Raw genomic sequence first — 26,166 nt, 5'->3', positions numbered from 1 at the left:
CAGCCGTCAGATCGCGGGCCATCGCCCGAAGCGCGCGCGGCTGGGCTGCAAGGCTACGCATTCGGCGCTGTCGATATGATCAGTCGTGAAGCTTCTCCCGGCTGAATGTCCTATCCTTGCGCATGTCATGGATGCGCCCGTCGCGCCCCTCGATGACCGGACTGCTATCGACCGGCTCATGGACGAGATCGTCGAACAGGGCGCGATAGTGAATCATGGCCTGACGCAGGTCCTCGGTGCCCGCCTCGCCGCGCGAACGACGCTCGGCGATGGCATGACCGGCGCGATAGTTCTGCACCACGTCGCCATGGTCGACGGAGAGGTCCGCCGAACGCTGTTCGAAATCGACGACCGGATAGCCGCGCTCCTCCATGACTTCGCCGAGCAGAACGTCAGCGCGGGTCACGGCATCGGCCGGGGAATCCACAAAGCGGGCCTGCACCTTGCGCCATGCTTCGACGTAACGGGCCCGGCTTTCTTCGGAGAGCGGACGGATGTCGAACGAGGCCACGCGCTTTTCGCGTTCGTGCAGGATGGTTTCGCCGCGATGCGCATTGCCGGCTTCGCGAACGGTGCGGTCGTACTCACCGCCGAAGCGGTCGCGCAGATGATCGCTATGGCGTTTGCGCATGTACATGAGGGCGGCGCCGACAATCACGGCAAGGACGATCAGCCCTATCGCCAGCCCGAGCGGGGTAATGGTTATCACGTTGCATCTCCCAAGGCTTCTTCGGTTCAACACAAAGGAGGCGCATCGAGCGCGCTCCGTCCCCGCGTATGTTGAAGCGGCCGGGAGAGGGTGTAGTTGCATCGCCACGAACGCCTCGTCGCAAATGAGGCGGCAAATGCGGCAAACGGTTGCCGTGCAGGCGGCAAGCCTGCGTTCCGGCCCCGTCGAACGTGCAGTTCTGCACGCTCTTCAGGCCGGAATCAGATGATCTCCGCCATGCCCTCCAGCGCCTCCCGCAGCTTGGCCAGCGCCTGCGCCTTGAGCTGGTGGACGCGCGGGATCGAGACATCGAGCACTTGCGCGATTTCGGAGAGGTTCAGTTCCTCGACGAAATAGAGCGAGACGATCAGCTTTAGCCTCTCGGGCAGTTCGGCGATCGCGGCGATGACCGCCTCGCGCATCTCCTCGTCCTCGAGGATGGAAAGGCTGTCGGGAGTCTCGTCGGCAAAGGCCATGTTCTGGTCGGAATAGATTTCGTCGATCGGCTCGAAGTGTAGCGGCTGGCTGGAATCGCGCAGGGCGTGCAGTTCGGCTTCGTCGATGCCCATGGCCTCGGCCAGTTCCTGCGGCAATGGATCGCGGCCCAGCACCCCGCGCAGTTCGGTCTGCTTTTCGGCCAGCAGGCGACGCCTTTCGCTGGCCCCGCGCGACATGGGAATCGTACGGCGGATCAGGTCCACCATCGCCCCGCGCACGCGCATCTTGGCATAGGCGGCAAAGCCGTCCTCGCCCGGCCCCTGGTGACGCTGGGCGCATTCGGTCAGGGCGACAAGACCCGCCTGCATCAGGTCTTCGAGTTCGATGCCCGGTCGCCCGGTGCCGTTCACATGCCAGGCAAGCCGCCTGACCATGGGGAGGAACCGGCGAACCCGGTCAGCCACGTCGCCCTGATAGGCGCCACTGACACGTCGGGACTGCGCAGTGTTGACCTTGTAGGTCGGCGCGGGCGCGAATGCATTGGGATCGTGCTTCATGCTGCCATGCTTTCAGCTGGATCGTTGTGGTCTGGTCGCGGCAGGCCGGGGGCCTGTCGCTGCGGAGGTGCGCTGCCGATGACGTCGACCACCTCGATCGGTTGGGTCGCCGGCAGTTCGGCAATGCTGAGAACGAGACACGAGGGCGCGCGCAGGCGCAGCAGCGCGGCGAGGGTGCGGCGGGCGCGGGGCTGGACGACCAGCGTGAGCGGGATCGCACCGTTCCCGCGGGCCTCCGAAAGCTCGGAGACGCGCTCGCCGATCATGCGGGCAAGGTCGGGTTCGATCACCGGCTGTCCGGTGACCGGATCCTGCATGCCCTGCACGATGGCGGATTCCAGCCCGGCGTCGAGCGTCAGGACCGGCAGGCGCTCGTGCGGCGGGCAGATGCGACCGACGATCAGGGCGCCCAAATCCGCGCGCAGGAGTTCCACCAGCCGGTCGTGATCGACCGTCTGCTGCACCGCGCGGCTGAGGCTCTGCAGGATCGGCACCGGATGCGAGATCGGGATGTGATCCTCCAGCAAAGAGCGCAGCAGGCGGGTGATCGCGGCCAGCGTGAGCGGCTGGGGATGGATCGTTTCGACGAGGCCCGAGGCATGTTCCTTGAGCGATTCCAGCAGGTCCTTGACCTGATCCGGGCCGAGCATGTCCTGCGGACGCTCCGACAGGAGCTGGTTGAGGTGCGTGGCGATCACGGTGCCGGCATCGACGGTGAGGAAGCCCTCGGCCGTGGCATGGTCGCGCTGGGCCGGATCGATCCACAAGGCGGGGCAGCCGAAGCTGGGATCGCGCGTTGCCTCGCCCTTGAGCGTGTGGGTGGGCCGCACTTCACCGGCATCGATCGCCAGCACCTTGTCGGCACGGATCATCGCACCGCCCAGGTTCACGCCGCCCAGCAGGATGCGATATTCGTGCGGCGGCATGTCGAGCGCATCGCGCACCCGGAACTGCGGCACGATGAAGCCGAAGGCCTGGCTCAGCTGCTTGCGCACCCCGGTAACGCGCTGAACCAGCGGCGAGCCCCTGCGGTCGTCGACCAGCTGGACGAGACCATAGCCAAGTTCGATGGTGACGAGCGTGTGGTCGGAGACTTCCTCCAGCTCGATCTTCGCCGGATCGACCGGTTCGGGCATCGGCTCGGCCACCACGACCGGGCGGTCGCGCCGCTTCTTGAGCGTATGCCACAGCCAGAAGGCGAGACCCGAGGCCGGCAGGAAGATCGACTGCGGCATCGCCGGGATCATGCCCATCGCGCCGAGTACGACGGCAACCGGCAACCATGTGCCGGGATCGGCAAACTGGCCGCCGATCTGGCCGGCAAGGTCGCGGGTGTCGGAAACGCGGGTGACGATGACCGCGGCGGCAATCGACAGCAGCAGCGAGGGAACCTGCGCGACCAGCGCGTCGCCGATGGCCAGCGTGATATAGGTCTGCGCGGCTTCTCCGGCGGACAGGCCGTGGCTGATCATGCCAAGGCAGAAACCGGCGATGATGTTGACGCCAAGGATCAGCAGCGCCGCGATCGCGTCGCCCTTCACGAATTTCGACGAACCGTCCATCGAGCCGTAGAAGTCCGCCTCGGTGGAGACTTCGCGGCGGCGGGCCTTGGCCTCGTCGGCAGTGAGCAGGCCGGCGGCAAGGTCGGCGTCGATCGCCATCTGCTTGCCGGGCAAGGCGTCGAGGGTAAAGCGTGCCGAAACTTCCGACACACGGCCCGCGCCCTTGGTCACCACGACCATGTTGATGATCATCAGGATCAGGAAGACGAAGATGCCGACCGCGAAGTTGCCGCCAATGAGGAAGGCACCGAAGGATTCGATGACCTTGCCCGCGGCTGCCTCGCCCTCGTGCCCGTGAACCAGCACGACGCGCGTCGAGGCGACGTTGAGCGCCAGGCGCAGCAGCGTCGCGAACAGCAGGACCGACGGGAACGAGGAGAAGTCCAGCGGCTTGTCCGCGTTCATCGCCGCCATCAGGATCGCGACCGAGAGCGCGATGTTCATGACGAAGGAAATGTCGAGGACGATGGCCGGGACCGGCACGATCATCAGCACGATAAGCGTGAGGATGCCGCCCGGCAGGGCCAGCGATCCGGGGTCCGAAACGCGTTTGAACAGATTCACAGCCCGAACCTCGCAAGCTTGGCGTAGGCGTTACGGACATGGGCCGGGGCGGCATCCGCCCCCGAGCCCGAACCGAAAGTGCCCTGAAGGGTCGCGGACATGGAGTGCGACGCCATCTGCGGCGCCTCGCCCAGTCCCGCATGAAATTCGCGGGCGATCGGCCCGAGATGCGATTGTTGCGCGGCCGGTGTCGCGGCAAGCTGCGCATTGGTCGACATCGCCGCCCACTGCGACGGCGCTTCGCCGTTCATCGCCTGCGAGACCTTGCCACGGATGAGATCCATGACACCGCCGACGCTGCGCGGTGCTCCCCCGTCGAAGAAGATGCCGCGATTGGCCGCTGCCGCTTTGGGCAGGATCGACGCGGCGCTCTGCGAAGGATTGGTGCCCAAGGCCGACAGGAACTGGCTGGCGCCGGAAATGCCGAGGAAGTGGGCGAGATAGAGTTCGGACGAGTCCGGCTCGCGGCCCAGAACACCGGTCAGTTCGGCGCGGTTGTCGCTGGCGAGCTCGGCGGCCATCATCGCCGACGTATCGGGATCGTAGCGCAGCGACATGATCTGTGCGCGCATCGCGGGATCGGTGATCCGGCCACCGTCAATCGCCGAGCCGACCCAGTCGAGGCCGTGGCGTTCGGCATGCCGGTCGAGCGTCTCGACCCAGGTACCCTGGGTGAACTGGTAGAGGCCGGCAGCGCTGGAGGTCGCCGCCCTGGCGCCCGGATCCATGCTGGATTCGAGCTTGGCCTGGGCCATCAGGTACTTGAAGTCGACGCCAGTGGCGGCAGCGGCACGCGCAATGGCGGCCTGCACGCGAGTGCCACCGCCATTCGGGCTTCCTACCCCACCGATTCCTGATGCATCGCTCAATTCCGGCTCCCGGTCGAAAATCTAACCGGGAGTGTTTCAGCAAGAACCGTGCCAAACGGATCCTGCCGGGGAACGCAAACCTCAGTTGCGGCCCACTGCCTGCGCATAGCGCGGAGCGGCGCTATAGACCTGCGGGCTGCCGACAATCGCATTGAGACGCGTCGTGACATTGGCGGCAATGATATTGCGGACCTGGCGGTTCACCTCGTTAAGGCGCTTGGCCGTGTCGATCATGCTGCGGCACTCATCGTCGAGCTCGATGCCATCGGCATTGCCGAGCGTCCCACAGAGGCGGTCCTTGACATTGGTCGCACCGACGATCCCGTCGAGATCGAGGCCGGCAAGCGCCTGCCGCTCTTCTTCCAGCACGGCAAGCATCTGCCGCAGGGTGTCACGAAGCTCGGTCTGGGTAATCACTTGCCGCTCCTCAGCAGCACACCGGCTGCAATCATGGCGTCCGCGATTTCGGCGGGAACGAGGGGATAGGTCCCCGATTCCACCGCCTTGCGGATCTGCTTTACTCGTTCTGCATTGACCGGGGGCGCGCTCGGGTCGAGCGCCTCGGTCGTTTCGACGGCAGCACCGGCAGTAATGGCCGCCTGCTTGTCCGCCGGCACAGTCTTGTTGGCTGCCGCGACGCTGTTCGCGCCGGGCAGGGAGTCATTGCCCGCCGTGCGGGCCAGCCTGGCACTGATCGCGGTAATTGCGCGTGCAGGTCCCACTTCGATAGGTGGCATAGTGCCGCTCCTTGAAAGTTCCTGCAGCTTAGGACGGCGGGGCTAAGGTTCTTTTAATGCCCTGGTGCAAAAAATTTCGAATTGAGCCGCAAGTGACTAAGGGCAAACCGAAAGATTTTCTTCAGGGCAAGGGAATGGATACCACGCCCGGGCGTTCGATGCGGCCGCGCATCGGTTCGGCGCGGGTGCGCGTGCCGGTTGCCGGACGCACCCGGATCCAGTCGCCCACCGCACCGGAATCGAGGGCCTCACCCGGTTGCGACACCGAGAATCCGTCACCGGAAATCGAAATGGCGACTGCATCGCCGCGGTTGATTGCATTGGCCACGGGGGCAGAAGCGACCGGCGCAGCCTGACGCACCGGCACGAAAATCCGCCAGCCGTTGGCATCGCCGCACTGGACGACGACGCTGTCATGCATCGTCGTGCGCCAGGACAGCGCCAACCCGCTACGGCAAGGCTGCAGGCGCAATCGCCGGTCGACACCCGTCAAGGCGCCGCCGACCGCACCGGTCGGCGCTCCGGTAAATCCGGCGACCTGCCGGTCGATTGCGTCGAGATCGGCAAAGCCGGCAAGGGCGGAAGCTGCCGCAGCGGCAGCGAGGGCAAGGCCAGTCGTCATCTTCAGGGTATCCTGTAGCTCTAACTTTGGCCTGACACCTGCAATTTCCGTGCCACTTCCGGCGCATTTCCTTGCGTATCGTTCGTCGAGAGGCTGACCTGTGCGGCCACCGCGCCCTCGCCGTTCACCAACGGCGCGTCGTAGGCGATGACGACCCGTGACGGTCCGAGCCCGGGTTCGACGACAATGCGAGCGGCATGGCCGGCCCGTCCGGCATCCTCGAGCAGGCGTGTCGCATCGGCCATCGCGCGAGCCTGCGCTTCGGGAGCATCGCCGTAATGCGCTGTAATCGTGAGCTGCTGGCGCGGATCGACGGCCTGCTGCTCCAGCCATTGCGATAGCGGCGGCGCGCCCGGCGCATCCACATAGACGGCCAACGGTTCGGACTGCGGCGAAACCGCCGCCCCGCCGCCAGCCTGCTCCGCGATTTTTCCAGCCTTGGCAAAGGCCTCGGGCGGCTGCCGGCTGACCGCCGCCGCAGTTACCATGAACAGGATCAGGGAAAGGTCGGCCAGCGCGGTTTGCCAACCGACCGAAGCGCGCCCGCTCACGCCCTTGAACTGCGCGAGGCGATGGAGGTCACAGCCTTTTCCATCGCCGCGGGGCGTGCATGTGCCGGCAATGCGGAGATGAGCTGGCCTTCGAGCCAGTCGAGGACCTTTTGGCGCTCGCGCTCTTCTTTCGCGCCCACGCGCGCGACCACGCGCGCAAGCGGAGCGAAGACGATATTGCCCAGCAGCAGCCCGTAGAGGGTGGTCAGCACGGCCATCGAGATTGCGGTGGTGAAGTCCCCCGCCCCTTCCGGGCCGCCGGGCAGCTGGCTGAGCGAGACGAGCGTGCCGGCGAGGCCGAAGACCGGAGAGAGGTCTGCCGCCTGGTTGAACGTGCGCACGGCACGGCGATTGCGCACCACTCGGCGGCGCTTGTGGGCGACATGGGCCGCCTGCAGCGCGCCGATGGAGCGGGTGCCGATCAGGGAATCGGTCGCCTCGTCGAATTCCGCATCACCGAAATGATGGGGAGCCGTGCGGATGACGCCGTCGGTCTGCATTTCCCGCACGTGCCCGGCCAGTTCGGCCCGGGCGCGGGCAGCATCGAAGCGCTTCGCGAACAGGCCGCCCAGCGAGGCCACCGCGGTCCGGCTGTCCCGGATGCCGCACCGCATGACCGTTGCCGCGACCGTACCGCCCACGACGATAAGGGCACTAGTGGCATCGAACAGATTGTCGACCTGCATGAAGCTGCTTCTCCTTCGTGCAGCATAGAACGGACGGCAATGCCGGAATTTCAGGGGGTTGGCGGAGGGTTTTTGCCGCCACCCGGCAAGGGATTGCCGCCCTGCCCTGCCGCCCCCGGCAAGCCTGCGGCAAAAGCCCGGAAATCCAGGGGTCTTGGGAAAACTGGCACGGTCCTTGCGAATTACCTCGGCAGACTAAACCTGGAGCCAGGACAAATGCCGCAGGACCTGTTCGGAATTCACGCCAAGGCGCTCGAGCTTCGCTCCGAGCGTATGGGCGTGATCGCCTCGAACATCGCGAATGCCGGGACCCCGGGCTACAAGGCGCGCGACATCGATTTCGCCGCAGCACTGAAGTCCGCGAGCAACGGCGCCGATATCGAGAGCGCTGCCCAGAGCGCCACGCAGTACCGCATTCCGGTAATGCCCTCGCTCGACGGCAATACCGTGGAGCTGCAGAACGAGCAGCTCGCCTTTTCGGAAAACGCCGTCGGCTATGCCACGACGCTCGAGTTCATCCGCTCGCGCGTCGACAACGTCAAACGCGCACTGAGAGGTGAATAAGATGGCCGGTCAGCCCTTCACCATCTTCGACGTCGCACAGCGCGGCATGTCCGCCCAGCTCGTGCGCATGAACGCAGCCGCATCCAACCTCGCCAACGCCGGCACCGTGTCGGGCAGCGAAGCGGATGCCTACAAGCCGATCCGCGCCGTCTTCGCCGAGGACCTCGATCGCGCCAGCGGCCTTGCCACCGTCCAGGTGCAAGGCGTGGTCCGCGAACAGGCCGCGGCGGTGCGCGAACACAATCCCGACCACCCGCTCGCCGATGCAAACGGCGATGTCTGGGCCGCTCCCGTCGATGAGAACGCCGAGATGGTCGAGATGCTCGAGGCCTCCCGCCAGTACCAGAACATGGTCGAGGCTCTCACCACCGCAAAGCAACTCATGCTCGAAACGATGAGGCTCAAATGACCGTGACTTCCGTAAACTCGACAAGCGCGTCGACGAGCACCTCGTCGAACTCGAAGTCGCCGCTCGCTGCGCTCAACTCGGGGGACTTCCTCAAGCTGATGCTCGCGCAGATGCAGCAGCAGGACCCGACCAACCCGGTCGACCAGAAGGACATGCTGGCGCAGATGGCGCAGTTCACGCAGCTCTCCAGCACGACCGAGATGTCCGACACCCTGAGCACGATTTCCTCGAAGCTCGACACGCTCGTCACGGCCCAGACCTCGACCAACGAGGCCCTGACCTCGCTTGCCCAGAAAGTAGCCGATTCGCAGGCGGCCGACAGCTCGACCGCCGCCTGACACTGCATTCCAGGAGACTAACGCCATGTCTTTCTACACTTCGCTTACCGGCCTCAAGAACGCCCAGACCGACCTCAACGTCATCTCGAACAACATCGCCAACGCGGAAACCGGCGGCTTCAAGAAAAGCGACACCGCCTTTGCCGACATCGTCACCAACTCGGTCTTCTCCGACTCCTCGACGACCGTGGGCATCGGCGCGCGCGTCGCGGCGGTGAAGCAGAACTTCTCACTCGGCCCGATCGACCAGACCGGCAACGCGCTCGACGTCGTGATCAACGGCGACGGCTTCTTCACCGTCGTTTCGCCGACTTCGGGACAGACCGAATATACCCGCGCCGGTGCCTTCTCCATCGACGGACAGGGCTTCATCAAGAACGCGCAGGGCTCGCGCCTCCAGGTCTTCCCGGTCGACGCGACCGGCGCCGTCACCTCGACCACGACCCTCCAGGATGCACAGCTGCCGCAGACCAATGCCGCCGGCTCGATCTTCGCAGGCGTGTCCATCGGCGACAGGGGCCAGGTCGTCGCCACTTATGCCGACGGCTCCAACACCACGGTAGGCGTCGTTGCGCTGGCCTCGTTCCTTGCCCCCAACGGCCTGAAGCAGATGGGCAACGCCAGCTGGACCTCGACCGGCAATTCCGGCGCCGCCAGCTACGGCGAACCCAAGACGGGTCTCTACGGCTCCATGCTCTCGGGCTCGCTGGAACGCTCGAACGTGGACATCGCCGAGGAACTGGTTTCGCTGATCACCGCGCAGCGCAACTTCCAGGCCAATGCCAAGGCCATCGATACCGCCTCGCAGATCTCGCAGACCGTCATCAACCTGCGGACCTGAGGCACCTGAGACGCTGACGAGGACCTGATCCGATGGACCGGCTGATCTATACCGCTGTTTCCGGCATGAATGCCTCGATGACGCGCGAGCGCGTGATCGCGAGCAACATGGCCAATGCCCAGACTATCGGCTTTCGCAAGGAGATCATCCAGGCGACGCCGATGACGCTGGAAGGCCCGCAGCTGGAAGCACGCGCGATGACCAGCACCGAAGTGCGCGGCGCGTCGATGAAGGAAGGCGCGGTCACCTCGACCGGCAATCCCCTCGACGTCGCGCTCGACGGCGATGCCATGCTGGCGGTCCAGGCCTATGACGGCGGCGAGGCCTATACCCGCCGTGGCGACCTTTCCGTTTCGGTCACCGGCGTGATCGAGAACGGCGAGGGCCTGCCGGTTCTGGGCGACAACGGTCCCGTCACCGTCCCGCCCGGCTCGATCGTCACGATCGCCCCGGACGGCGGCGTGCTGGTAAAGGACCCGGCCACTCCGGAAGCCCCACCCGTCCGCCTCGATCGCCTCAAACTGGTCAGCACCACCGGATCGAAAATCGAAAAAGACCTTGCCGGCCAGTTCCGCGTAAGCGGCGGCGGCGCCTTACCGGTCGACGAGAACGCGCGGCTGACCCCGCAAGCGCTCGAACAGTCCAACGTCAACGCATCGGAAGTGCTCGTCGAGATGATCTCGGCCCAGCGCCTTTTCGAAATGCGCACCAAACTCATCGAGACTGCCAAGCAGCTCGACGAGGGCGGCGCGCGGCTCATGCGCATCGAATCCTGAGGAGTAAGAATCCATGCCTAGCTCAGCACTCCAGGTCGCCCGCACCGGTCTCGAAGCACAAGACCAGCGCATGCGCGTGATCGCCAACAACCTCGCCAACGTCGCGACCACCGCGTTCAAGCGCGACCGCGCCAACTTCGCGACCCTCGCCTACCAGGACGCCCGCGTGGCAGGTGCGGACTCGTCGACGGAAACGACTTACGCCACCGGCCTGAACCTGGGCACCGGCGTCGCCGTGCAGTCGACCACGCGCATGGAAACGCAGGGCTCGCTGGAAGCGACCGGCAACAACCTCGACCTCGCGCTCGACGGCGACGGCTACTTCCAGGTTCAGCTTCCGGGCGGCCAGCTGGGCTATACCCGCGCCGGCAACTTCACCCGCTCCGCCGAGGGCCTGATCGTGACCTCGCAGGGCTATCCCCTGCAGCCGCCGATCACCGTCCCGGAAAACGCGACCTCGCTGACGATCTCGACCGACGGTACCGTCTCGGCGCAAGTCGCAGGCCAGTCGGATCCGACCCAGCTCGGCCAGATCACGACCGCCAGCTTCACCAATCCGGGCGGCCTGCAGGCCGCCTCGGACAACTTCATGATGGAGACCGCGGCAAGTGGCCCGGCCCAGATCGGCATCGCCGGCGAGAACGGCCGCGGCCACATCCGCCAGGCCATGCTGGAAGCCTCGAACGTCAACATCGTCGAGGAACTGGTCGACATGATCGAGACCCAGCGCGCCTATGAGATCAACTCGAAGATGATCTCGTCGGTCGACGACATGCTCAAGAACGCCAACCAGACTCTGTGATCGCCATGACGCGCAAGTCCATCCTTTCGGTCATCGCCACCGGCACGGCGCTCGCGGTGACAGGCGCCGCCCCGGCCCTCGCCAAGAAGCACGAACCATCTGGCTTCGAGGCGACCCTGCCGGTGGCCGCTCCGGTCGAAGCGGCTGCCCCGACCGGCGGCATCTTCAACGTCTCGGCCGGCTATGCTCCGCTCTACGAAGGCAACCGCGCCCGCCGCGTTGGCGATCCGCTGACGATCGTGCTGATCGAGACGACCAGCGCGTCCAAGGCCGTGAGTTCCAAGAGCCAGAAGGGCGGCGGCGCCTCGATCACCCCGCCGACTGCCGGCCTGCTGTCATTTTTGAACCCCAATGCCCTTAAAGCCAGCAGCAATTCGTCGTTCAACGGTCAGGGAAATGCGGCCCAGACGAGCTCGCTCGCCTCGACGCTTTCCGTCACGATCGCCGAAGTGCGGCCGAATGGCACCGCGCTGGTCAAAGGGGAAAAGCAGATGTTGCTCAGCCAGGGTGATGAATGGGTCCGGTTTTCCGGGATCGTTCGCCTGGCCGACGTCGACGCGGAAAACTCGATCCTTTCGACCCGCGTTGCAGACGCGAAGATCGAATATTCGGGCAAGGGCTCGCTCCAGCGCGCCAGCCGCCAGGGCTGGCTGGGCAAGTTCTTCAACATGATTTCGCCGTTCTGAGGAGGCCGAGATGATCCGCAAAATCCTGCTCGTCCTCGCCGCCGCAATGACTGCGCTGACCCCGGGCGTCGCCAGCGCAGAGCGCGTGCGCGACCTCGGCCAGTTCCAGGGCGTGCGCTCCAACCAGCTGACCGGCTACGGCATCGTCGTCGGCCTGCCCGGCACCGGCGACGACAACCTCGAATACCTGACCCAGGCGATGAAGGGCGTTTCGGGCCGCATGGGCCTGACCCTGCCGCCGGGAGTTTCGCCGGGCCTCAAGAACGCAGCCGCGGTGATGATCACCGCCGACCTGCCTGCCTTCGCCAAGCCGGGCCAGCGCATCGACGTGACCGTCTCGACGATCGGCAAGGCCAAGTCGCTGCGCGGCGGCGCACTGATCATGACCCCGCTCTATGGTGCGGACGGCCAGATCTACGCCATGGCCCAGGGCAACCTGGCGGTCGGCGGGCTCGGCATCTCGGGCAAGGACGGCTCGAACGTCACCGTCAACATCCCGACCGTGGGCCGCATCGCCGACGGCGCCAGCGTGGAACGCGCGGTCGCCACCGGCTTCGACAGCGATCCCCTGCTGCGCTGGAACCTGTTCAACGCGGACTTCCTGACCGCCTCGCGCGTGCGCGACGCGATCAACCGCCGCATGCCCGGCACCGCCTCGGTTGAGGACGGCGTCACCCTCGCCCTGCGCCTGCCGCCCCAGTCCGACACCCGCGCCAGCGTCATGGCCGCGATCGAAATGATCGAGATCGAACCGGCCGAAACCGCCGCACGCGTCATCGTCAACAGCCGCACCGGCACCGTCGTGATCAACAACGCCGTGCGCCTCTCGCCTGCCGCGATCAGCCACGGCAAGCTGACCGTGCGCGTCGACGAGGACCCGACCGTCGTCCAGCCGGCTCCGTTCAGCCGCGGCCAGACCGCCGTCGAGCAGAACAGCACGATCACGACCGACGAGGAAAAGCGCTCGGTCGCCATGTTCAAGCCGGGTGCTTCGCTGTCCTCGGTGGTCGATGCCCTCAACATGCTGGGCGTCACTCCGTCCGACCTCGTGGCGATCCTCGAGGCGCTCAAGCAGGCCGGCGCGCTCAAGGCGGAGATGGTGGTGATATGAGTGTCATCCTCCCATCCACGCCGGGTCTGAACGTCAAGGCGCAGAGCAGCGACCGCGAGAAGCTGCACGCCACCGCCAAGCAGTTCGAAGCGATCTTCGTGCGCCAGATGCTGGCCGCCGCCCGCAAGACCGACTTCGGCGGCGAGGACGTGTTCGGCAGCCAGGCGATGGATACCTTCCGGCAGCTTCAGGACGAACACTTCGCCGACGTCGCGGCCGATACCGGCACGCTCGGCATGGCCTCGATCATCGAAGCGCAGATGGCGCGCTTCCTTCCTGCCGAAACCGCACCTGCCGGCGAAAACGCGACGCAAGCAAAGGCGCAAGGGTAAGCCATGGCCTCAGACCTTCTCTCGATTGCCAAGTCCGGTGCCGCGGCCGCCCGCACCGCTCTGGACCTGACCGCGCAGAACATCGCCAACGCGTCGTCGGAAGGATATGTCCGGCGCACGGTCAGCGTGGCCGAACTGGGTGCGAACTCGGTCGGTTCGGCTCCGGCGCAGGTCAATCTGGCAGGTGTGCGGGTCAATGGCGTGGTGCGCAATGCCGACATCTTCCGCCAGGCAGAAGTGCGCCGCACCGGCGCCGACGCTTCGCGCGCCGCCGCGGAGGTCCAGGGCCTGGAAAATATCGAGAGCGCCGTCGAGCAGACCGGCGTGTACGATTCCATCGTCGCCTTCGAAGGCAGCCTGCAGCAACTCGCTTCGGATCCCACCGACGGTTCGCTGCGCGCCGCTGTTCTGGAACAGGCGCGCACGATGTCCGAGACGTTCAACGTCGCATCGTCGAGCCTCGACGCGGCTGCCAAGGGCCTGCAGTTCGAGGCCGGCAGCGGCGTCGACGAAGTCAATCGCATCGCTGGCGAACTCGCCCGCGTGAACTTGCGCCTGGCGCGCGCCTCGGATGCGTCGAGCGACCAGACCACCCTGCTCGACCAGCGCGACTCGCTGCTCGAGCAGATGAGCAAGTACGCCAACGTCGACACCACCTATAATGCCGACAAGACGGTCACCGTCACCATCGGCGGCACTGCCGGTCAGACGATGGTCTCCGGCGGCGCTGCCTCGACGCTGGCCATGGCGACCGCTGCGGACGGCACGATCTCCTTTACGCTCGATGGCAATGCCGCCGCGATCAGTTCGGGTTCGCTCGCCGGCAAGAGCCAGGCGCTGACCCAGCTTTCCAGCACGCGCGGCCAGCTCGATGCTGTCGCCGGCAAGATCATCAACGTCGTCAACACCGCGCAGGCGAACGGCGTCGACCTCAACGGCAATACCGGCCAGCCGATCTTTTCGGGCACGGGCGCAGGTGACATCGCCATGATCGCCAGCAACGGCAGCGCCATTGCGACGGCTTCGGCTGGCGCCGGTGCAAACAGCCGCGATCCCGCCAACCTCGTGCAGATGCGCAAAGACCTCGCAAGCGCCGATCCGGCGAGCGACATGGACACGTTGCTTTTCACGATCTCCAGTTCCGTCGCCGGCCGCAAGGTCACCAGCGACGCGCTCAATTCCATCGCCAGCACTGCCAAGGTCGCACTCCAGGCGCAGACCGGCGTAAACCTCGACGAAGAAGCAGTCAGCCTCGTGCGCTACCAGCAGGCCTTCCAGGCCAACGGTCGCGTCATGCAGGTGGCGAGCGACATCTTCTCTTCCATCCTGAACATCAGGTGAGACTGACATGGCGATCGTATCCACCAGCACCAGCGCCTTCTTCGAGCGGTCCCGCAGCAATCTGCAGGACTTGCGCGCCCAGACCGAAAAGCTGCAGGCACAGCTTTCCAGCGGCAAGAAGCTCGCGCGCTCGTCCGACGATCCGGTCGCCGCGTCGCGCCTGCGCTCTTTGTCCCGCCTCGAATCGCTGTCGAACATCGACAAGTCGAACTCACAGCGGGTGAACGCCGACCTGACGCTGGCGGATGCCGCGATCAAGGACATGTCGACGGCCCTGGTCCGAGCGCAGGAACTCGCCACACAGGCCGCCAGCGGAACGAGCAACGACGCCCAGCGCGCCGCGATCGGTCGCGAACTGGACTCGATCTACTCGACCCTGATGAACCTCGCCAATGCTCGCGATTCGAACGGCCATGCCCTGTTCGGCGGCGAAAGCGCAGGCGATGCCTATTCGGTCGATGGCGCCGGCAATCCCGTCTACGTCGGCACCGCCAGCTCGGGCAGCCTGTCGCTTGGCGAAGGCCAGACAGTCTCGCGCTCGCTGACCGGTCCGGAATTCCTCAGCTTCACGGTGAACGGCACGCCGACCGACCTGCTGTCGGTGGTCAAGGATCTCGGTGCGGCCCTGCAAGGCGCGGCGGCCGACCCGGCCGGTGCCGCCCGCGACGGACTGGATGCGCTCAAGGCCGGGCTGGATGCGATGACGACCGGGCAGACCGTCGTCGGCACGCGCATGGCCTGGATCGAACTGACGTCAGATCGCCGCACCAACCTTTCGCAGCTTCGCTCGACCGAAGAGACTGAAATCGGCTCGACCGACATCGCCTCCACCGCAGCCTCGCTGCAGGAAGCGCTGCTGGTACTGGAAGCCAGCCAGGCCAGCTTCACCAAGCTCGCCAACCTTTCGCTGTTCAACAAGTTGGGCTGACGCTTTTCCCGGTCCCGGGGGACTGGACCGGGCGCATACTTTCCAGGGGGACTTTTAACCATGTTTGCAATCGTCGGCGTCGTGATCTTGCTGGTCATGGTATTCGGCGGCTTCGCCCTAACCGGCGGCGCGCTGGGTCCGGTCATGCACGCGATCCCGCACGAGATGCTGATTATCGGCGGCGCCGCTGTGGGCGCCATCGTGACCGGCAACTCGATGCACCAGCTCAAGGCGCTCGGCAGCGGCATGGCCAAGGTCTTCAAGGGGCCCAAGCATAACAAGCAGGACCACATCGACGCGATCATCCTGACCACGCGCCTGATGAAGATCCTGCGCACCGAAGGCCCGGTAGCGCTGGAAAGCCACGTCAACGAGCCCAAGTCGTCCTCGCTCTTCGCCGAGTTCCCGCGGCTGCTGGCCAACGACGCACTCGTCCACCTGATCTGCGACACCCTGACGCTGATCGTGGTCTCCTCGGGCACGCTGGAAGTCCATGCGGTCGAAGACGTCATGGACAACGCCATGAAGACGCACTTCCACGAGTTGCACGAACCGCAGCACGCGCTGCAGACCCTCGCCGACTCGCTGCCCGCACTGGGCATCGTCGCCGCCGTTCTCGGCGTGGTGAAGACCATGGGCTCGATCGACGAGCCGCCCTCGGTGCTTGGCGGCATGATCGGCTCCGCGCTTGTCGGCACCTTCATGGGCGTGTTGCTCGCCTACGGCATCGTTGCGCCGATGGCCGGACGCCTCAAGCAGGTGATCGAGGAAGACGAACAGATCTTCCACGCGGTCAAGCAGGTGGTCATCGCCAGCCTTCACGGGTGGCCGCAGCCGCTGGTCGTGGAATCGGCCCGCTCGGGTCTCGGCCACTCCTTCCGCCCCGGCCTGTCCGAACTTCTCGACGCGATGAGGGGACGCTGACGTGGCCACCAAGCGAGGCAAGAACGAGCTGCCGCCGCCGATCATCGTCAAGAAGATCACGGTGGTGGAAGGCGGTCACCACGGCGGCGCCTGGAAAGTCGCCTACGCCGACTTCGTGACCGCGATGATGGCCTTCTTCCTCCTGCTCTGGATCCTGGGCGCCACGACCGAGAAGCAGCGCAAGGGCATTGCCGATTATTTCACGCCAACCCTGGTCAAGACCAAGGAATCCTCGGCCGGTTCGAACAACGGCCTGCTTGGCGGTTCCTCGCTGACCGATGTCGACAACTATCCGCATGCCATGGGCCAGACCGGTACCAAGGCGATGACCATCCCCCGCGATGCAACGGGCGGACCAAAGGAAGGCGGCAGCAAGATCAAACGCTCGACGCGCGCCAAGCAGTCGGTCGAGGAAAAGTTGCGGTCGACCGAACGGCTGCGCAAGCTGGCCAAGCAGGTCCGCCTCGTCGACACTTCGATCGGCGTGCGCATCGACCTCGTCGACGATGCCGACTTCTCGATGTTCCGCCTCGGCACAACCGTGCTGACGCCGGACGCGGTCGAGCTGATCTCGGCGATTGCGGACGCGGTGGGCTCTGACGGCGGCCAGTTGACGCTGCGCGGCCATACTGACGCCCTGCCCTACAGGTCGGGCACTTACGGCAACAACTGGTCACTATCGGCCGGGCGCGCCGAAGCCACTCGCCAGGCACTGATGCGCGACGGCATCGCCGAAGACCGCTTCAAGCGAATCGAGGGCGTCGCCGACAAGGAATTGCTCATACCGGACAATCCGCAGGACCCGCGCAACCGCCGCATTTCGATCACTCTCCTGGACTGAGCCCCGCGCTCAGTCTCGGGCGGGACGCGAATCGGGCCAAACCCCCGATCTCCAATCGTCGGCCCGTGAGGTGAAGGACCCATGCCTTCACCTCCGCGTTCCCGCCTCCCATCCACCTATCAACGTCTCACCCTTATATAATCAGAGAATGCGCAAGAGACGGACCGCCACCCGGCGGTCCGGAACGCCAAGCCATCGCACCCCCTCGGGCAACCAGTCTCCAAACTCCGTAGCCCGGATCTCCAATCGCCTTTTCGGCCCGTTCACGCCTGAGTCGGATTGCCGCATTCCCCATGTGCGCCAATCCAGCCCACGCGCGAGCGGGCCTTTCCTTGCGCCTGGCAGACAGGTGCAATCGCGTGGGGAGAGGTTGATCGGATGGCAGTCCCCGGGTCCGCGCGCATTTCATCGCGCGCGCCGGACTTCCAGCCTTGCCCGAAGATACGGGCGCTTGCACCATAGCGCCCAAGGCTACGACAAACCCATCCAGAACGGCAGGCGAAGGTGACGTGGGATGTGTGTGACCTGACGGCATCGCCTCTGCCATGCCGCGCCCATCCCGCGCGTCACGAAACCGCAAAAGCCTAACGTCATCGCATCAGGGCATCGACCTTAGGGGAACATGGGGAACGGGCGGACAGTGCCGCCAGGACCGTCAGCCAAGCGCAGCGCATCCAGAAGCCGTCGAAAGTTGATCCCATGTGCATCAATCATGGCACAGGGCATTCGCGTAGAGTGCATGCGGCAGCGCGAAGTGTGCCTGCACGGGGTCGCTCCCCTCCGATTCGCCGTTAACCCTGTCGCGAATCGCCCGGCGGGGAAGAGATCGTCACTTTCGGTAACGGCACGAATCACTTCAGCCCGCGCACAGCGCGGGCAAGGAGAGAGCCCCGACGGACTGGGGAGAACCGTCGGGGCTCTAGCCTGCTGAATGCAGGCTATTGGTTACTTGCCGCTGATTAGCGGAGCAGCGAGAGCACGCTCTGCTGGCTCTGGTTCGCCTGGGCGAGCATCGCGGTCGAAGCCTGCGAAAGGATCTGCGACTTCGCCATCGCGGTGGTTTCCGAGGAATAGTCGGCGTCTTCGATACGCGAACGTGCGTCCGAAAGGTTCGTCACGTTGGCAGTCATCGTGTTGACGGCCGATTCGAGGCGGTTCTGCGAAGCACCCAGGTTGGCGCGAACAGTCGAGACTTCGTCCAGCGCGGTGTCGAGGCTGGCAAGGTCACCGGCGGCGAGCGCGGTCGGGTCGACGGCCAGGGCCGCGGTCATGCCGGTGCCGCCCTTCACGTTGCTGAAGGTCATGTCGATCGTATCCGTGGCATTGGCGCCAACCTGGATCTTGACCACGCCAGCGGTGCCGGCAGTGCCGTCGAACAGCTTGTTGCCGTTGAACTCGGAGTTGTCGAGAACGTCGGTGATCTGCGACTGAAGCTGCGTAACTTCGGTCTTCATACGTGTGCGGTCATCGGCCGAGTAGGTGCCGTTCGAAGCCTGAACGGTCAGTTCGCGGACGCGCTGCAGCATGTTGGTGACTTCCGACAGGCCGCCTTCAGCGGTCTGCGCCATCGAGATACCGTCGTTGGCGTTACGGATGCCCTGGCTCATGCCCTTGATCTGCGAGGTCATCGAGGTCGAAATGGCGAGACCCGCGGCGTCGTCCTTGGCGGAGTTGATGCGCTTGCCGGTCGACAGGCGTTCCATCGAGGTGCTGAGCATCTTGCTTGCCGAGTTCGAGGCATTGGTGGCCCGAATCGCGCTGATGTTGGTATTGATAACAGACATTTAGGTAGCTCCCGTTGAATGTCCCGAGTTCCGGATCAGCTTCGCCGGCCCATCCGGCTCCGCTGCCAAAGGGAAGACCGGCAAGCTGGCGGCAAAATTAAGCCGCCCCGGCAAAAAAAGGTTACCGGCCCACCTATAAACCCGCAGAATCACGTCAAACTTCGCCGAATCCCGAGTGTAAAATTTTCCGAATTTTTAACTGAATCGCCCGCATAAACGGCCGTGGAGATTGGTTAATACTACGGGGGACATCGAGACATGGGCGGGTTGAATTTCGACTCGAAATTCAGCCGGCGGCACGCGCCGCTGGCAGATCGTGGAACGGCAATTGCCACTTCACTCCTCGATCTTAGTGCAATCGATTTACGTGACGCTGCGGACGAGACTCCTTCCCGCCCGCGCACACGCTCGGTTCAACTTTCACGCGGCACCGCGCCGGCATTCGGCCGCAAGGGCGCATCGCAGATCGCGATGACCTACGTCGATCCGGTCAGCGAAGCCTCGCTTGCCATGCTGCTCGCAGCCATGGCTGGCGCAGACGAGCCGATCGCGGCGGATCCGGAAAGCCTTTCGGTCTTCGCTCTCGCCGACCGTCTGGCCAACAGCGACATTCCGGTGCTGATCAACGGCCCGACCGGAACCGGCAAGGAAGTCCTGAGCCGCTTCATTCACGCCCGCAGCCCGCGCCGCGACGGCCCGTTCATCGCGGTCAACTGCGCCGCGATGCCCGAGACGATGCTCGAGGCGATGCTGTTCGGCCACCAGAAGGGCGCCTTCACCGGCGCGACCCAAGCGAGCGAAGGCTTCATCCGCGCGGCGGACGGCGGCACCCTGCTGCTGGACGAAATCGCCGAGATGCCGCTTCAGCTCCAGGCCAAGCTGCTGCGCGCCCTGCAGGAACAGGAAGTCGTGCCGATCGGCTCGACCAAGGCGATCAAGGTCGACGTACGCATCATTGCCTGCGCCAACCGCGACCTGCCGACCGAAGTGGCTGAAGGCCGGTTCCGCGCCGACCTTTACTACCGCCTCAACGTGTTCCCGTTGACGCTGCGCCCGCTGCGCGAGCGCGCCGACGACATCGCCCCGCTCGCCTTCGCGATGGCGCTGCGCCACGCGCCGGACCCGACCAGGGTGCCCTGCCCGAACGAAGCTGCGATCGCGATGCTCAAGCTGCACTCCTGGCCCGGCAACGTCCGCGAGCTGGAGAACGTCATCCGCCGCGCGCTGCTCCTGGCCCACGGCAACGACGTGATCACGCCCGATCACATCGTGTTCGACAGCCCGGCCCGACTGATCCAGTCGCCCGTCACGGCCACCGGTTTCGGCGTCACTGTTGCCGAACCGCAGGTTGAAGAGGCGGAGACGCCGCGCAAGCTCTCCTCGATCGTGCAGATCTCGGAGGCCCGCGCCATCGTCGAGACGCTCGAGGCATGCGGCGGCAGCCGGGTGCGTGCAGCCCGCGAACTCGGCATCTCCGAACGGACCCTGCGCTATCGCCTCGCCTCGATGCGTGACGCCGGGATCGAAATCGGCAGAGCGGTCGCAGGAGGCCGTCGATGAGCGGCATCTCCGGCATCGGGGGCGGCGCTGGAGGAATTCAACAGATCATGGCCATGCGCCAGCAGATCATCCAGCGCAATGAGTTGCTCCAGCAAATTCATGCGCCGAAAGGCCCGGATCAGGCAGGCGGCGTGGCAGGCGTCGGTGGCGCAGCCCCGACCGAAGTCCAGGCCCCGGCCCAGGGTTTCGCCGATACGCTCAAGACGGCACTCGACAACGTCAATGCCGTCCAGGCCAAATCGGACACGATGACCGACGCCTACCAGCGCGGTGAAGTGACCGACGTCGCCAGTGTCATGCTTGCCCGGCAGGAAGCCGGAGTCGCATTCGAAGCGACCATGCAGGTTCGCAACAAGCTGTTGTCCGCCTACCAGGACATCATGCGGATGGGGGTGTAATGTCTCATGCCCGAGCTCGTTCCAGCCACGCCTGACGGCGTCCCGGCGGCCTCGCTGCCCGCCACGCAGTCGATGTTCGCACCGCTTACCGATCCGGCGGGCGGCAGCGTTCTCACGCGCCTTGGCACTTTCACGGCCCAGCCGGCAGTCCGCAAGGTCCTGCCGGTGTTCGTCGGCCTGTCTGCCATCGGCGGGGCCCTCCTCGCGTGGGGCGCGCTCGCGCCTTCTCCGCAGCGCGTGCTCTACTCGCAACTCGCCGACAGCGAGCGTGCAAGTGTTGCCGCTGCGCTCGACCAGGCCTCGATCGACTACTCGATCGACAACAGCACCGGCGCCCTCTCGGTTTCCGAAGGCGACTTCTACAAGGCACGCATGCTGGTGGCCTCCGACGGCGCATTGGCGACCCCGGAATCGGGCGTGCAGATGCTCGACAACATGCCGATGGGCGCCAGCCGCACGCTGGAGGGCGAGCGCCTGCGCGCCGCCCGTGAAGCCGACCTGCAGCAGACGATTGCCCAGATCGACGGCGTGGAAGCGGTCCGCGTCCATCTGGCCCAGGGTGAAAAGTCCGTCTTCGTGCGCGAGAACGTGCCGCCGACCGCATCGGTCATGGTCCGCCTCGCGCGCGGCCGCTCGCTGACCGAAAGCCAGGTTTCGGCCATCCTCAATCTCGTCGCCGGCTCAGTGCCGGGCCTCTCGCCCGACTCCGTGCGCGTCGTCGACCAGCATGGCCAGCTCCTGTCGGAGACCGGCGGCGTCGACAGCGACCGGCTCGACCTGCAGGCGCGGATGGAATCCAAGCTGCGCGAACAGGTCTCGCAACTGCTGCGTCCGATGCTCGGCGAAGGCAATTTCACCTCGGAGATCCAGGTCGACCTCGACATGGACGAAGTGACCTCGGCCCGCGAAAGCTATGACAAGGACGGCGTCGTCCGCACCGAGACCGAAGCGCAGTCGCAGTCGACCGCCGCCACTCCGGCTGCAGGCGTCCCGGGCGTCCTGTCCAACACGCCGCCGCCGGTGACGCAGGCCCAGCCGGGCGCGCCGCAGGGCACGACCCCGCAGCCCGGAGCGACCCCGCCGACCAACGGCGAATCCCGTTCTTCGCGCACCTACGAACTGGGCCGCGAAGTCTCGGTAGCCAACACCACCCCGGGCGGCATCAAGCGCCTCTCGGTCGCGGTCGCGATCAGCGCCGATGCCATGAAGGGTGCCAAGGCCAAGGACATTCAGGAGATCGAGGCGCTGGTCAGTGCCGCTGTCGGCGCCAACACGCAGCGCGGCGACCAGGTCAAGGTCATTGCGCGCAGCTTCGAACCGATCGGCGATGCCGCCGCCTTGCCGTTCTACGAAATGCCATGGTTCCCGATGGTCGTGCGCTACGGCTCAGCCGTCCTCGCCGTCCTGATGGTCCTGCTGCTGGGCGTACGCCCGATGGTGAAGGCGGTGCGCGGCGACAAGCCCAAGCCTGCCAAGAAGGCCAAGAAAGGCAAGAAGGGCGAGGCCGGGGACGAAGACGAACTGGACGAGGACGGCGAACCCGTGCTCGACGGGAGCGGCCAGCCGGTCCTGCAGCGCAGCGCCGTGCGCGGTGCCCTTCCCGCCGGCGGCAGCGCCGACGACATCGACATCGAGATCACCCGTTCGGACCTGCTCGCCAGGCAACTCAACCTGGCCCAGAAGCTGGTGGCCGAACGGCCTGACAGCGCCGTGGCCGCCTTGCGCCAGATGCTCAACGAACCGCTCGATGAGCAGGCCGAGAAGAAGGAATTCGCGCAGTGAGCGAAGTCGTCCCCCTGTTCCCGGCAGACAACGCCGCGGTCATGGTCATGCTGCTCGACAACGACAATGCCTCGCGCATCCTGTCCGAACTCGAGCCCGATGAACTGCGCCGCCTGGGCGAAAAGATGTGCGCCCTGGGCGAGATCAGCCCGGACGTCATTGCCGAAGCGATCGCCGGCTTCGTCGAGAAGACCGAGAAGCTCGGCCTCGTCGCGCACGACCGTGTCGACAAGGTCCGCTCGATGATGAGCAACGCCATCGGCGAAGTGAAGACCGAAAGCGTGATGCGCCAGATCCTGCCGGACGAGCCCAAGACCTCGCCGCTCGAACTGGCCCGCTGGCTGACGTCCGAAGCGCTGGTGCCGCTGGTCAAGGGCGAACACCCGCAGGCGATTGCCGTCCTGCTGGTCCAGCTCGACCCGGTCGTCGCTGCCGAAGTGCTGCACGCCCTGCCGACCGATGAACAGTCGCAGATCGTCCACCGCATCGCCACGCTCGGCCCGGTTTCGCCGCAGGCCATCGCGATGCTCGAAGAACTGCTGACCCGCCGCATCACCGAGAACCACGGTCATCGCCCGCTGGCGATGGGCGGACCGAAGGAAGCGGCCGACATCATCAACGGCGCCGGCAAGGTGATCGAGAAGCGGGTGATGAGCGAGATCGGCAAGATCGACAAGGCGCTCGCCAAGGAGATCGAGAACGAGATGTTCAAGTTCGAGCACCTCTTCGTGCTCGACCCGCAATCCATGGGCACTTTGCTGCGCGACATCGGCAACGACACCCTCATCGACTCGCTCAAGGGCATCAGCGAAGAAGAACGCGAGTACTTCTTCCGCGCGATGTCGAGCCGTGCCGCCGATGGCGTCAAGGACGAGATCGCCGCGCGCGGACGCACCAAGCTGGCCGACGTCGTCGCCGCGCAGAAGGAGGTCGTCCTCGTCGCCCGCAAGCTTGCAGCCGAAGGTTCGATCATCTTCGGCTCGGGCGATGACGAATACGTCTGAGCGGCGCGATGTCCGATCTCGGTTTCAAGATACCCAGGGAAGGCATGAGCCTGCTCGAGGCCCTGACCCAGCCGCAGGGCTTTCGCGCCGACGCGCGCTTCGGCGCGCTGCCGGCACCCGAGCCCGAACCGGCACCGCCGCCACCGCCCGAGGAACCGGCTGCGCCCGATCCGGTGGAGCAGGCCTTCACCCAGGGCTTCACTGCCGGCTACGAGCAGGCGCTGCAGGAAGCGCAAGCCCAGGCCGAAGCTGAAGCCGCGGCCCGTGAAGGGCTTGAACTTTCCCTGACGCGTTTGAACGCGGTTCTCGAAGAGGAACTGCGCAACCGCCTTCGCGAAACGGTTGCCGCCTTGTGCGAAAGCGCGATCGCCCCACTGGCGATCGACGAGGATGCCCTTGTGCGCCGGATCAATGCTGCGGTCGGAATGCTTTCGCGCGCCGACGACGAGCGCGTGATCAAGTTGCACCCAGAGGACGTGAAGCTGGTTTCCCCGCGCCTCGCCGCCGAATGGCAGGTGGAGGAAGAAGCCGGCCTCGAACGCGGCACCATCCGCATCGAGACGGCCAGCGGCGGTGTCGAGGACGGCCCGGCGACCTGGCGCATTGCCATCGCCGAAGCCCTGCAGCAGTGCTGATGAGCCCGTGCTGAAACTCTGGGACCCGATCCTTAGCGACCTGGCCGCCGAGCCGGTCGACCTGACGCCGCGCCGCTTCGGCCTTGTCACCGCCTGCGACGGCGGCTTGCTGGAAGTCAGCGGCCTGTCGGTGCCGGTCGGCGCGATGTGCCGCGTCGGCCATGGCCGGGGCAAGACCCTTTCCGCCGAAGTCATCGGCTTTCGCAACGGCAAGACGATGATGATGTTGCTGGGCGACACGATCATGCTGCGCCCCGGTGCGCGCGTGTGCCCCGAAGGCCGCCCCGGCATGCTGCCGGTGGGCGATGCCTTCCTCGGCCGCGCCGTCGATGGCGAGGGCCTGCCGATCGACGGCGGCCTGCCCATCCATACCCGCACCGAATGGCCCGCGGGCGGCGTGCGCACCTCGGCGCTCGACCGCAGCCCGGTGCGCGAATGCTTCGATACCGGCGTGCGCTCGCTCAATGCGCTCACCACTTTCGGCATCGGCCAGCGCATCGGCGTCATGGCCGGATCGGGCGTCGGCAAGTCGGTGCTGATCGACATGATTGCGCGCGGCGCGACGGCGGACGTGATCATCGTCGGCCTGATCGGCGAGCGCGCCCGCGAAGTTTCCGACTTCGTCGAGCGGCACATGAATGCCGAGAAGAAGGACAAGACCGTGGTCGTCGCCGTGCCGGCCGACCATGCGCCGAACCTGCGCCTGCGCGGCGCAATGCTCGCCACCTCGATGGCCGAGCACTTCCGCGCACAGGGCAAGCGCGTCCTGCTCATCCTCGACAGCCTTACCCGCGTGGCCCACGCCGCGCGCGAGATCGGCCTGCTGCTGGGCGAACCCGGCGCGGCGCGTGGCTATCCGCCATCTGCTCTGGCCACGATCACCAAGCTCGTCGAACGCGCCGGCAACTCGGCCGCCAGCAAGGGTTCGATCACCGGACTCTACACGGTGCTGGCCGACGGCGACAACCAGGACGACCCGGTCGTCGATACCGCGCGCTCGATCCTCGACGGTCACATCGTGCTGTCGCGCGATCTCGCCCAGCGCGGGCAATATCCGGCCGTCGACATCGCCGCTTCGCTCAGCCGCGTGATGAACGACATCGTCTCGTCCGGACACCAGCAACTCGCCCGCCAGTTCCGCGCGCTCATCGCCAGCTACGAGGCGAACCGCGACCTCGTGCTGATGGGTGCCTATCGTGCCGGGGCCGACCCGCAGCTCGACAAGGCGATCGCGATGCACGAACTGCTCACCGCTTTCCTGTGCCAGCAGGCCGGGGAAGTGATCGACCTTTCCGACAGCGGCGCCCAGCTTGCTGCTCTGCTGGGATGAGATTGCCGGCTCCTCCTGTCCCCTGCCGTGAGGCAAGGCCATGAAGGAAGAGCGCAAGCGGCTTGCGCGCCTCAAGCGGCTCGAGAAGATCCGCGCCATCGCCAAGCAGACCGCCGCGATGGAGTCCGCGCAGGCGGAAAGCACGCTCACGCAATTGCGCGCGCTGTCCGACCGCACCCGGCAGATGGCGAGCGACTACGCCAGCCGCCGCGAAATGACCGACGGCGGCTCGCTCCACCAGGTCGGGCGCTTCGTCAGTGGGCTGCAGGCCCTGACCAAGACCACCGACGGCGACGCCCTGCGCGCGCAGTCGATCGCCGATGCCAAGCAGCGCCTCCTCGTCGAGGCGGAACGGCGGCGCGCCGCCATCGAGGAACGCGCCCTGCTGCAGGAACGCATGATCGCCAAGGCCGGGCAGACGCCGGCTCTTGGCAGCAGAAAGGGATCTGGCACGGATCTTGAATAGTACCTTGCATGGTTAACCA

General features: G+C 65.8%; 30 protein-coding genes. 20 read left to right on the top strand and 10 right to left on the bottom strand.

Annotated elements, in window-relative coordinates; translation table 11 throughout:
• Positions 1 to 79 precede the first annotated feature (79 nt).
• From SPHV1_RS07985 to SPHV1_RS07945, 9 genes are all read right to left on the bottom strand, one after another.
• A complete protein-coding gene (locus SPHV1_RS07985) occupies positions 80 to 709 on the bottom strand; it encodes a hypothetical protein (RefSeq protein ID WP_054945505.1) in 630 nt (209 codons plus the stop codon).
• A 221-nt stretch (positions 710 to 930) separates the two neighbouring features.
• Complete coding sequence (locus SPHV1_RS07980; RefSeq protein WP_054945504.1) at positions 931 to 1,704, bottom strand: sigma-70 family RNA polymerase sigma factor; 774 nt, start codon at positions 1,702 to 1,704, stop codon at positions 931 to 933.
• The gene (locus SPHV1_RS07975; protein ID WP_054945503.1) at positions 1,701 to 3,830 is read right to left on the bottom strand and encodes a flagellar biosynthesis protein FlhA; all 2,130 of its coding nucleotides are present in this window, start codon (positions 3,828 to 3,830) and stop codon (positions 1,701 to 1,703) included. Before SPHV1_RS07975 ends, SPHV1_RS07980 begins: the two co-directional genes overlap by 4 nt.
• A complete protein-coding gene (locus SPHV1_RS07970; protein WP_231634581.1) occupies positions 3,827 to 4,699 on the bottom strand; it encodes a lytic transglycosylase domain-containing protein in 873 nt (290 codons plus the stop codon). Before SPHV1_RS07970 ends, SPHV1_RS07975 begins: the two co-directional genes overlap by 4 nt.
• 81 nt (positions 4,700 to 4,780) lie before the next feature.
• Positions 4,781 to 5,116: a flagellar protein FlgN gene (locus SPHV1_RS07965; protein ID WP_231634580.1), complete on the bottom strand. Its 336-nt coding sequence runs from the start codon at positions 5,114 to 5,116 to the stop codon at positions 4,781 to 4,783.
• Positions 5,113 to 5,436 (bottom strand): flagellar biosynthesis anti-sigma factor FlgM, encoded by a 324-nt coding sequence (gene flgM / locus SPHV1_RS07960; RefSeq protein WP_054945501.1) that lies wholly within the window; start codon positions 5,434 to 5,436, stop codon positions 5,113 to 5,115. The genes SPHV1_RS07965 and flgM overlap by 4 nt, the downstream gene beginning before the upstream one ends.
• A gap of 121 nt (positions 5,437 to 5,557) precedes the next feature.
• Positions 5,558 to 6,058 carry a flagella basal body P-ring formation protein FlgA gene (locus SPHV1_RS07955; protein WP_054945500.1) on the bottom strand — a complete coding sequence of 167 codons (501 nt, stop codon included), beginning with the start codon at positions 6,056 to 6,058 and terminating at the stop codon, positions 5,558 to 5,560.
• Positions 6,059 to 6,078: 20 nt separating this feature from the next.
• Positions 6,079 to 6,609, bottom strand: a complete 531-nt coding sequence (locus tag SPHV1_RS07950) for a hypothetical protein (protein ID WP_054945499.1) — start codon at positions 6,607 to 6,609, stop codon at positions 6,079 to 6,081.
• Complete coding sequence (locus SPHV1_RS07945) at positions 6,606 to 7,295, bottom strand: MotA/TolQ/ExbB proton channel family protein (RefSeq protein WP_054945498.1); 690 nt, start codon at positions 7,293 to 7,295, stop codon at positions 6,606 to 6,608. The genes SPHV1_RS07950 and SPHV1_RS07945 overlap by 4 nt, the downstream gene beginning before the upstream one ends.
• 216 nt (positions 7,296 to 7,511) lie before the next feature.
• On the opposite strand from SPHV1_RS07945, the gene flgB reads away from it, so the two are divergent.
• Genes flgB through SPHV1_RS07880 form a run of 13 tightly spaced genes read left to right on the top strand, consistent with a single transcriptional unit; the run spans position 7,512 to position 17,188 of the window.
• A complete protein-coding gene (flgB, locus tag SPHV1_RS07940) occupies positions 7,512 to 7,859 on the top strand; it encodes a flagellar basal body rod protein FlgB (RefSeq protein WP_007012298.1) in 348 nt (115 codons plus the stop codon).
• A 1-nt stretch (position 7,860) separates the two neighbouring features.
• Entirely contained in the window at positions 7,861 to 8,268 is a 408-nt protein-coding gene (gene flgC / locus SPHV1_RS07935) for a flagellar basal body rod protein FlgC (RefSeq protein WP_054945497.1), read from the top strand.
• A complete protein-coding gene (locus tag SPHV1_RS07930) occupies positions 8,265 to 8,606 on the top strand; it encodes a flagellar hook capping FlgD N-terminal domain-containing protein (RefSeq protein WP_054945496.1) in 342 nt (113 codons plus the stop codon). The genes flgC and SPHV1_RS07930 overlap by 4 nt, the downstream gene beginning before the upstream one ends.
• A 25-nt stretch (positions 8,607 to 8,631) precedes the next feature.
• Complete coding sequence (locus SPHV1_RS07925; RefSeq protein WP_054945495.1) at positions 8,632 to 9,447, top strand: flagellar hook-basal body complex protein; 816 nt, start codon at positions 8,632 to 8,634, stop codon at positions 9,445 to 9,447.
• A 32-nt stretch (positions 9,448 to 9,479) separates the two neighbouring features.
• Complete coding sequence (locus SPHV1_RS07920; protein ID WP_054945494.1) at positions 9,480 to 10,223, top strand: flagellar basal body rod protein FlgF; 744 nt, start codon at positions 9,480 to 9,482, stop codon at positions 10,221 to 10,223.
• Positions 10,224 to 10,236: 13 nt separating this feature from the next.
• Entirely contained in the window at positions 10,237 to 11,025 is a 789-nt protein-coding gene (gene flgG / locus SPHV1_RS07915; protein WP_054945493.1) for a flagellar basal-body rod protein FlgG, read from the top strand.
• Between the two features lie 5 nt (positions 11,026 to 11,030).
• Complete coding sequence (locus SPHV1_RS07910; protein ID WP_054945555.1) at positions 11,031 to 11,711, top strand: flagellar basal body L-ring protein FlgH; 681 nt, start codon at positions 11,031 to 11,033, stop codon at positions 11,709 to 11,711.
• A 10-nt stretch (positions 11,712 to 11,721) separates the two neighbouring features.
• A complete protein-coding gene (locus SPHV1_RS07905) occupies positions 11,722 to 12,822 on the top strand; it encodes a flagellar basal body P-ring protein FlgI (RefSeq protein WP_054945492.1) in 1,101 nt (366 codons plus the stop codon).
• The gene (locus tag SPHV1_RS07900) at positions 12,819 to 13,154 is read left to right on the top strand and encodes a rod-binding protein (protein WP_054945491.1); all 336 of its coding nucleotides are present in this window, start codon (positions 12,819 to 12,821) and stop codon (positions 13,152 to 13,154) included. The genes SPHV1_RS07905 and SPHV1_RS07900 overlap by 4 nt, the downstream gene beginning before the upstream one ends.
• A gap of 3 nt (positions 13,155 to 13,157) precedes the next feature.
• On the top strand, positions 13,158 to 14,495 hold the full coding sequence (gene flgK, locus SPHV1_RS07895) for a flagellar hook-associated protein FlgK (RefSeq protein WP_054945490.1): 1,338 nt from the start codon (positions 13,158 to 13,160) through the stop codon (positions 14,493 to 14,495).
• 7 nt (positions 14,496 to 14,502) lie between these two features.
• A complete protein-coding gene (locus tag SPHV1_RS07890; RefSeq protein WP_054945489.1) occupies positions 14,503 to 15,423 on the top strand; it encodes a flagellar biosynthesis protein FlgL in 921 nt (306 codons plus the stop codon).
• A 60-nt stretch (positions 15,424 to 15,483) separates the two neighbouring features.
• Positions 15,484 to 16,347, top strand: coding sequence for a flagellar motor stator protein MotA (gene motA, locus SPHV1_RS07885; protein WP_054945488.1), 864 nt, complete (start codon positions 15,484 to 15,486; stop codon positions 16,345 to 16,347).
• A 1-nt stretch (position 16,348) separates the two neighbouring features.
• Complete coding sequence (locus tag SPHV1_RS07880; RefSeq protein ID WP_054945487.1) at positions 16,349 to 17,188, top strand: flagellar motor protein MotB; 840 nt, start codon at positions 16,349 to 16,351, stop codon at positions 17,186 to 17,188.
• Between the two features lie 959 nt (positions 17,189 to 18,147).
• Here SPHV1_RS07880 and SPHV1_RS07875 read toward each other — a convergent pair.
• Positions 18,148 to 18,972, bottom strand: coding sequence for a flagellin (locus SPHV1_RS07875; protein ID WP_054945486.1), 825 nt, complete (start codon positions 18,970 to 18,972; stop codon positions 18,148 to 18,150).
• 258 nt (positions 18,973 to 19,230) lie between these two features.
• Here SPHV1_RS07875 and SPHV1_RS07870 point away from each other — a divergent pair, with 258 nt between their 5' ends.
• The 7 genes from SPHV1_RS07870 to SPHV1_RS07840 are packed head-to-tail and all read left to right on the top strand — an operon-like array spanning position 19,231 to position 26,147.
• Positions 19,231 to 20,532, top strand: a complete 1,302-nt coding sequence (locus tag SPHV1_RS07870) for a sigma-54-dependent Fis family transcriptional regulator (RefSeq protein WP_054945485.1) — start codon at positions 19,231 to 19,233, stop codon at positions 20,530 to 20,532.
• Positions 20,529 to 20,930 (top strand): flagellar hook-basal body complex protein FliE, encoded by a 402-nt coding sequence (fliE, locus tag SPHV1_RS07865; RefSeq protein WP_054945484.1) that lies wholly within the window; start codon positions 20,529 to 20,531, stop codon positions 20,928 to 20,930. The genes SPHV1_RS07870 and fliE overlap by 4 nt, the downstream gene beginning before the upstream one ends.
• Before the next feature lie 6 nt (positions 20,931 to 20,936).
• Positions 20,937 to 22,712, top strand: coding sequence for a flagellar basal-body MS-ring/collar protein FliF (fliF, locus tag SPHV1_RS07860; RefSeq protein WP_054945483.1), 1,776 nt, complete (start codon positions 20,937 to 20,939; stop codon positions 22,710 to 22,712).
• The gene (fliG, locus tag SPHV1_RS07855) at positions 22,709 to 23,716 is read left to right on the top strand and encodes a flagellar motor switch protein FliG (protein WP_054945482.1); all 1,008 of its coding nucleotides are present in this window, start codon (positions 22,709 to 22,711) and stop codon (positions 23,714 to 23,716) included. The genes fliF and fliG overlap by 4 nt, the downstream gene beginning before the upstream one ends.
• Positions 23,717 to 23,724: 8 nt before the next feature.
• Positions 23,725 to 24,351: a FliH/SctL family protein gene (locus tag SPHV1_RS07850; RefSeq protein ID WP_054945481.1), complete on the top strand. Its 627-nt coding sequence runs from the start codon at positions 23,725 to 23,727 to the stop codon at positions 24,349 to 24,351.
• 7 nt (positions 24,352 to 24,358) lie between these two features.
• Positions 24,359 to 25,681 carry a FliI/YscN family ATPase gene (locus tag SPHV1_RS07845; RefSeq protein ID WP_054945480.1) on the top strand — a complete coding sequence of 441 codons (1,323 nt, stop codon included), beginning with the start codon at positions 24,359 to 24,361 and terminating at the stop codon, positions 25,679 to 25,681.
• 40 nt (positions 25,682 to 25,721) lie between these two features.
• Positions 25,722 to 26,147: a hypothetical protein gene (locus SPHV1_RS07840; RefSeq protein WP_054945479.1), complete on the top strand. Its 426-nt coding sequence runs from the start codon at positions 25,722 to 25,724 to the stop codon at positions 26,145 to 26,147.
• Positions 26,148 to 26,166 lie beyond the last annotated feature (19 nt).

The sequence above is a fragment of the Novosphingobium sp. KN65.2 genome, assembly GCF_001368935.1.
In the GTDB taxonomy this organism is placed as follows: domain Bacteria; phylum Pseudomonadota; class Alphaproteobacteria; order Sphingomonadales; family Sphingomonadaceae; genus Novosphingobium; species Novosphingobium mathurense.
This window is presented reverse-complemented; position numbering and strand designations above follow the sequence as displayed.

Excerpts from the sequence above, each read along its gene's own strand:
- SPHV1_RS07980 (WP_054945504.1), bottom strand. The coding sequence starts at position 1,704 with ATGAAGCACGATCCCAATGCATTCGCGCCCGCGCCGACCTACAAGGTC.
- flgM (WP_054945501.1), bottom strand. The coding sequence starts at position 5,436 with ATGCCACCTATCGAAGTGGGACCTGCACGCGCAATTACCGCGATCAGT.
- SPHV1_RS07955 (WP_054945500.1), bottom strand. The coding sequence starts at position 6,058 with ATGACGACTGGCCTTGCCCTCGCTGCCGCTGCGGCAGCTTCCGCCCTT.
- SPHV1_RS07945 (WP_054945498.1), bottom strand. The coding sequence starts at position 7,295 with ATGCAGGTCGACAATCTGTTCGATGCCACTAGTGCCCTTATCGTCGTG.
- flgB (WP_007012298.1), top strand. The coding sequence starts at position 7,512 with ATGCCGCAGGACCTGTTCGGAATTCACGCCAAGGCGCTCGAGCTTCGC.
- flgC (WP_054945497.1), top strand. The coding sequence starts at position 7,861 with ATGGCCGGTCAGCCCTTCACCATCTTCGACGTCGCACAGCGCGGCATG.
- SPHV1_RS07930 (WP_054945496.1), top strand. The coding sequence starts at position 8,265 with ATGACCGTGACTTCCGTAAACTCGACAAGCGCGTCGACGAGCACCTCG.
- SPHV1_RS07925 (WP_054945495.1), top strand. The coding sequence starts at position 8,632 with ATGTCTTTCTACACTTCGCTTACCGGCCTCAAGAACGCCCAGACCGAC.
- SPHV1_RS07920 (WP_054945494.1), top strand. The coding sequence starts at position 9,480 with ATGGACCGGCTGATCTATACCGCTGTTTCCGGCATGAATGCCTCGATG.
- flgG (WP_054945493.1), top strand. The coding sequence starts at position 10,237 with ATGCCTAGCTCAGCACTCCAGGTCGCCCGCACCGGTCTCGAAGCACAA.
- SPHV1_RS07910 (WP_054945555.1), top strand. The coding sequence starts at position 11,031 with ATGACGCGCAAGTCCATCCTTTCGGTCATCGCCACCGGCACGGCGCTC.
- SPHV1_RS07905 (WP_054945492.1), top strand. The coding sequence starts at position 11,722 with ATGATCCGCAAAATCCTGCTCGTCCTCGCCGCCGCAATGACTGCGCTG.
- SPHV1_RS07900 (WP_054945491.1), top strand. The coding sequence starts at position 12,819 with ATGAGTGTCATCCTCCCATCCACGCCGGGTCTGAACGTCAAGGCGCAG.
- flgK (WP_054945490.1), top strand. The coding sequence starts at position 13,158 with ATGGCCTCAGACCTTCTCTCGATTGCCAAGTCCGGTGCCGCGGCCGCC.
- SPHV1_RS07890 (WP_054945489.1), top strand. The coding sequence starts at position 14,503 with ATGGCGATCGTATCCACCAGCACCAGCGCCTTCTTCGAGCGGTCCCGC.
- motA (WP_054945488.1), top strand. The coding sequence starts at position 15,484 with ATGTTTGCAATCGTCGGCGTCGTGATCTTGCTGGTCATGGTATTCGGC.
- SPHV1_RS07875 (WP_054945486.1), bottom strand. The coding sequence starts at position 18,972 with ATGTCTGTTATCAATACCAACATCAGCGCGATTCGGGCCACCAATGCC.
- SPHV1_RS07870 (WP_054945485.1), top strand. The coding sequence starts at position 19,231 with ATGGGCGGGTTGAATTTCGACTCGAAATTCAGCCGGCGGCACGCGCCG.
- fliE (WP_054945484.1), top strand. The coding sequence starts at position 20,529 with ATGAGCGGCATCTCCGGCATCGGGGGCGGCGCTGGAGGAATTCAACAG.
- fliF (WP_054945483.1), top strand. The coding sequence starts at position 20,937 with ATGCCCGAGCTCGTTCCAGCCACGCCTGACGGCGTCCCGGCGGCCTCG.
- SPHV1_RS07850 (WP_054945481.1), top strand. The coding sequence starts at position 23,725 with ATGTCCGATCTCGGTTTCAAGATACCCAGGGAAGGCATGAGCCTGCTC.
- SPHV1_RS07840 (WP_054945479.1), top strand. The coding sequence starts at position 25,722 with ATGAAGGAAGAGCGCAAGCGGCTTGCGCGCCTCAAGCGGCTCGAGAAG.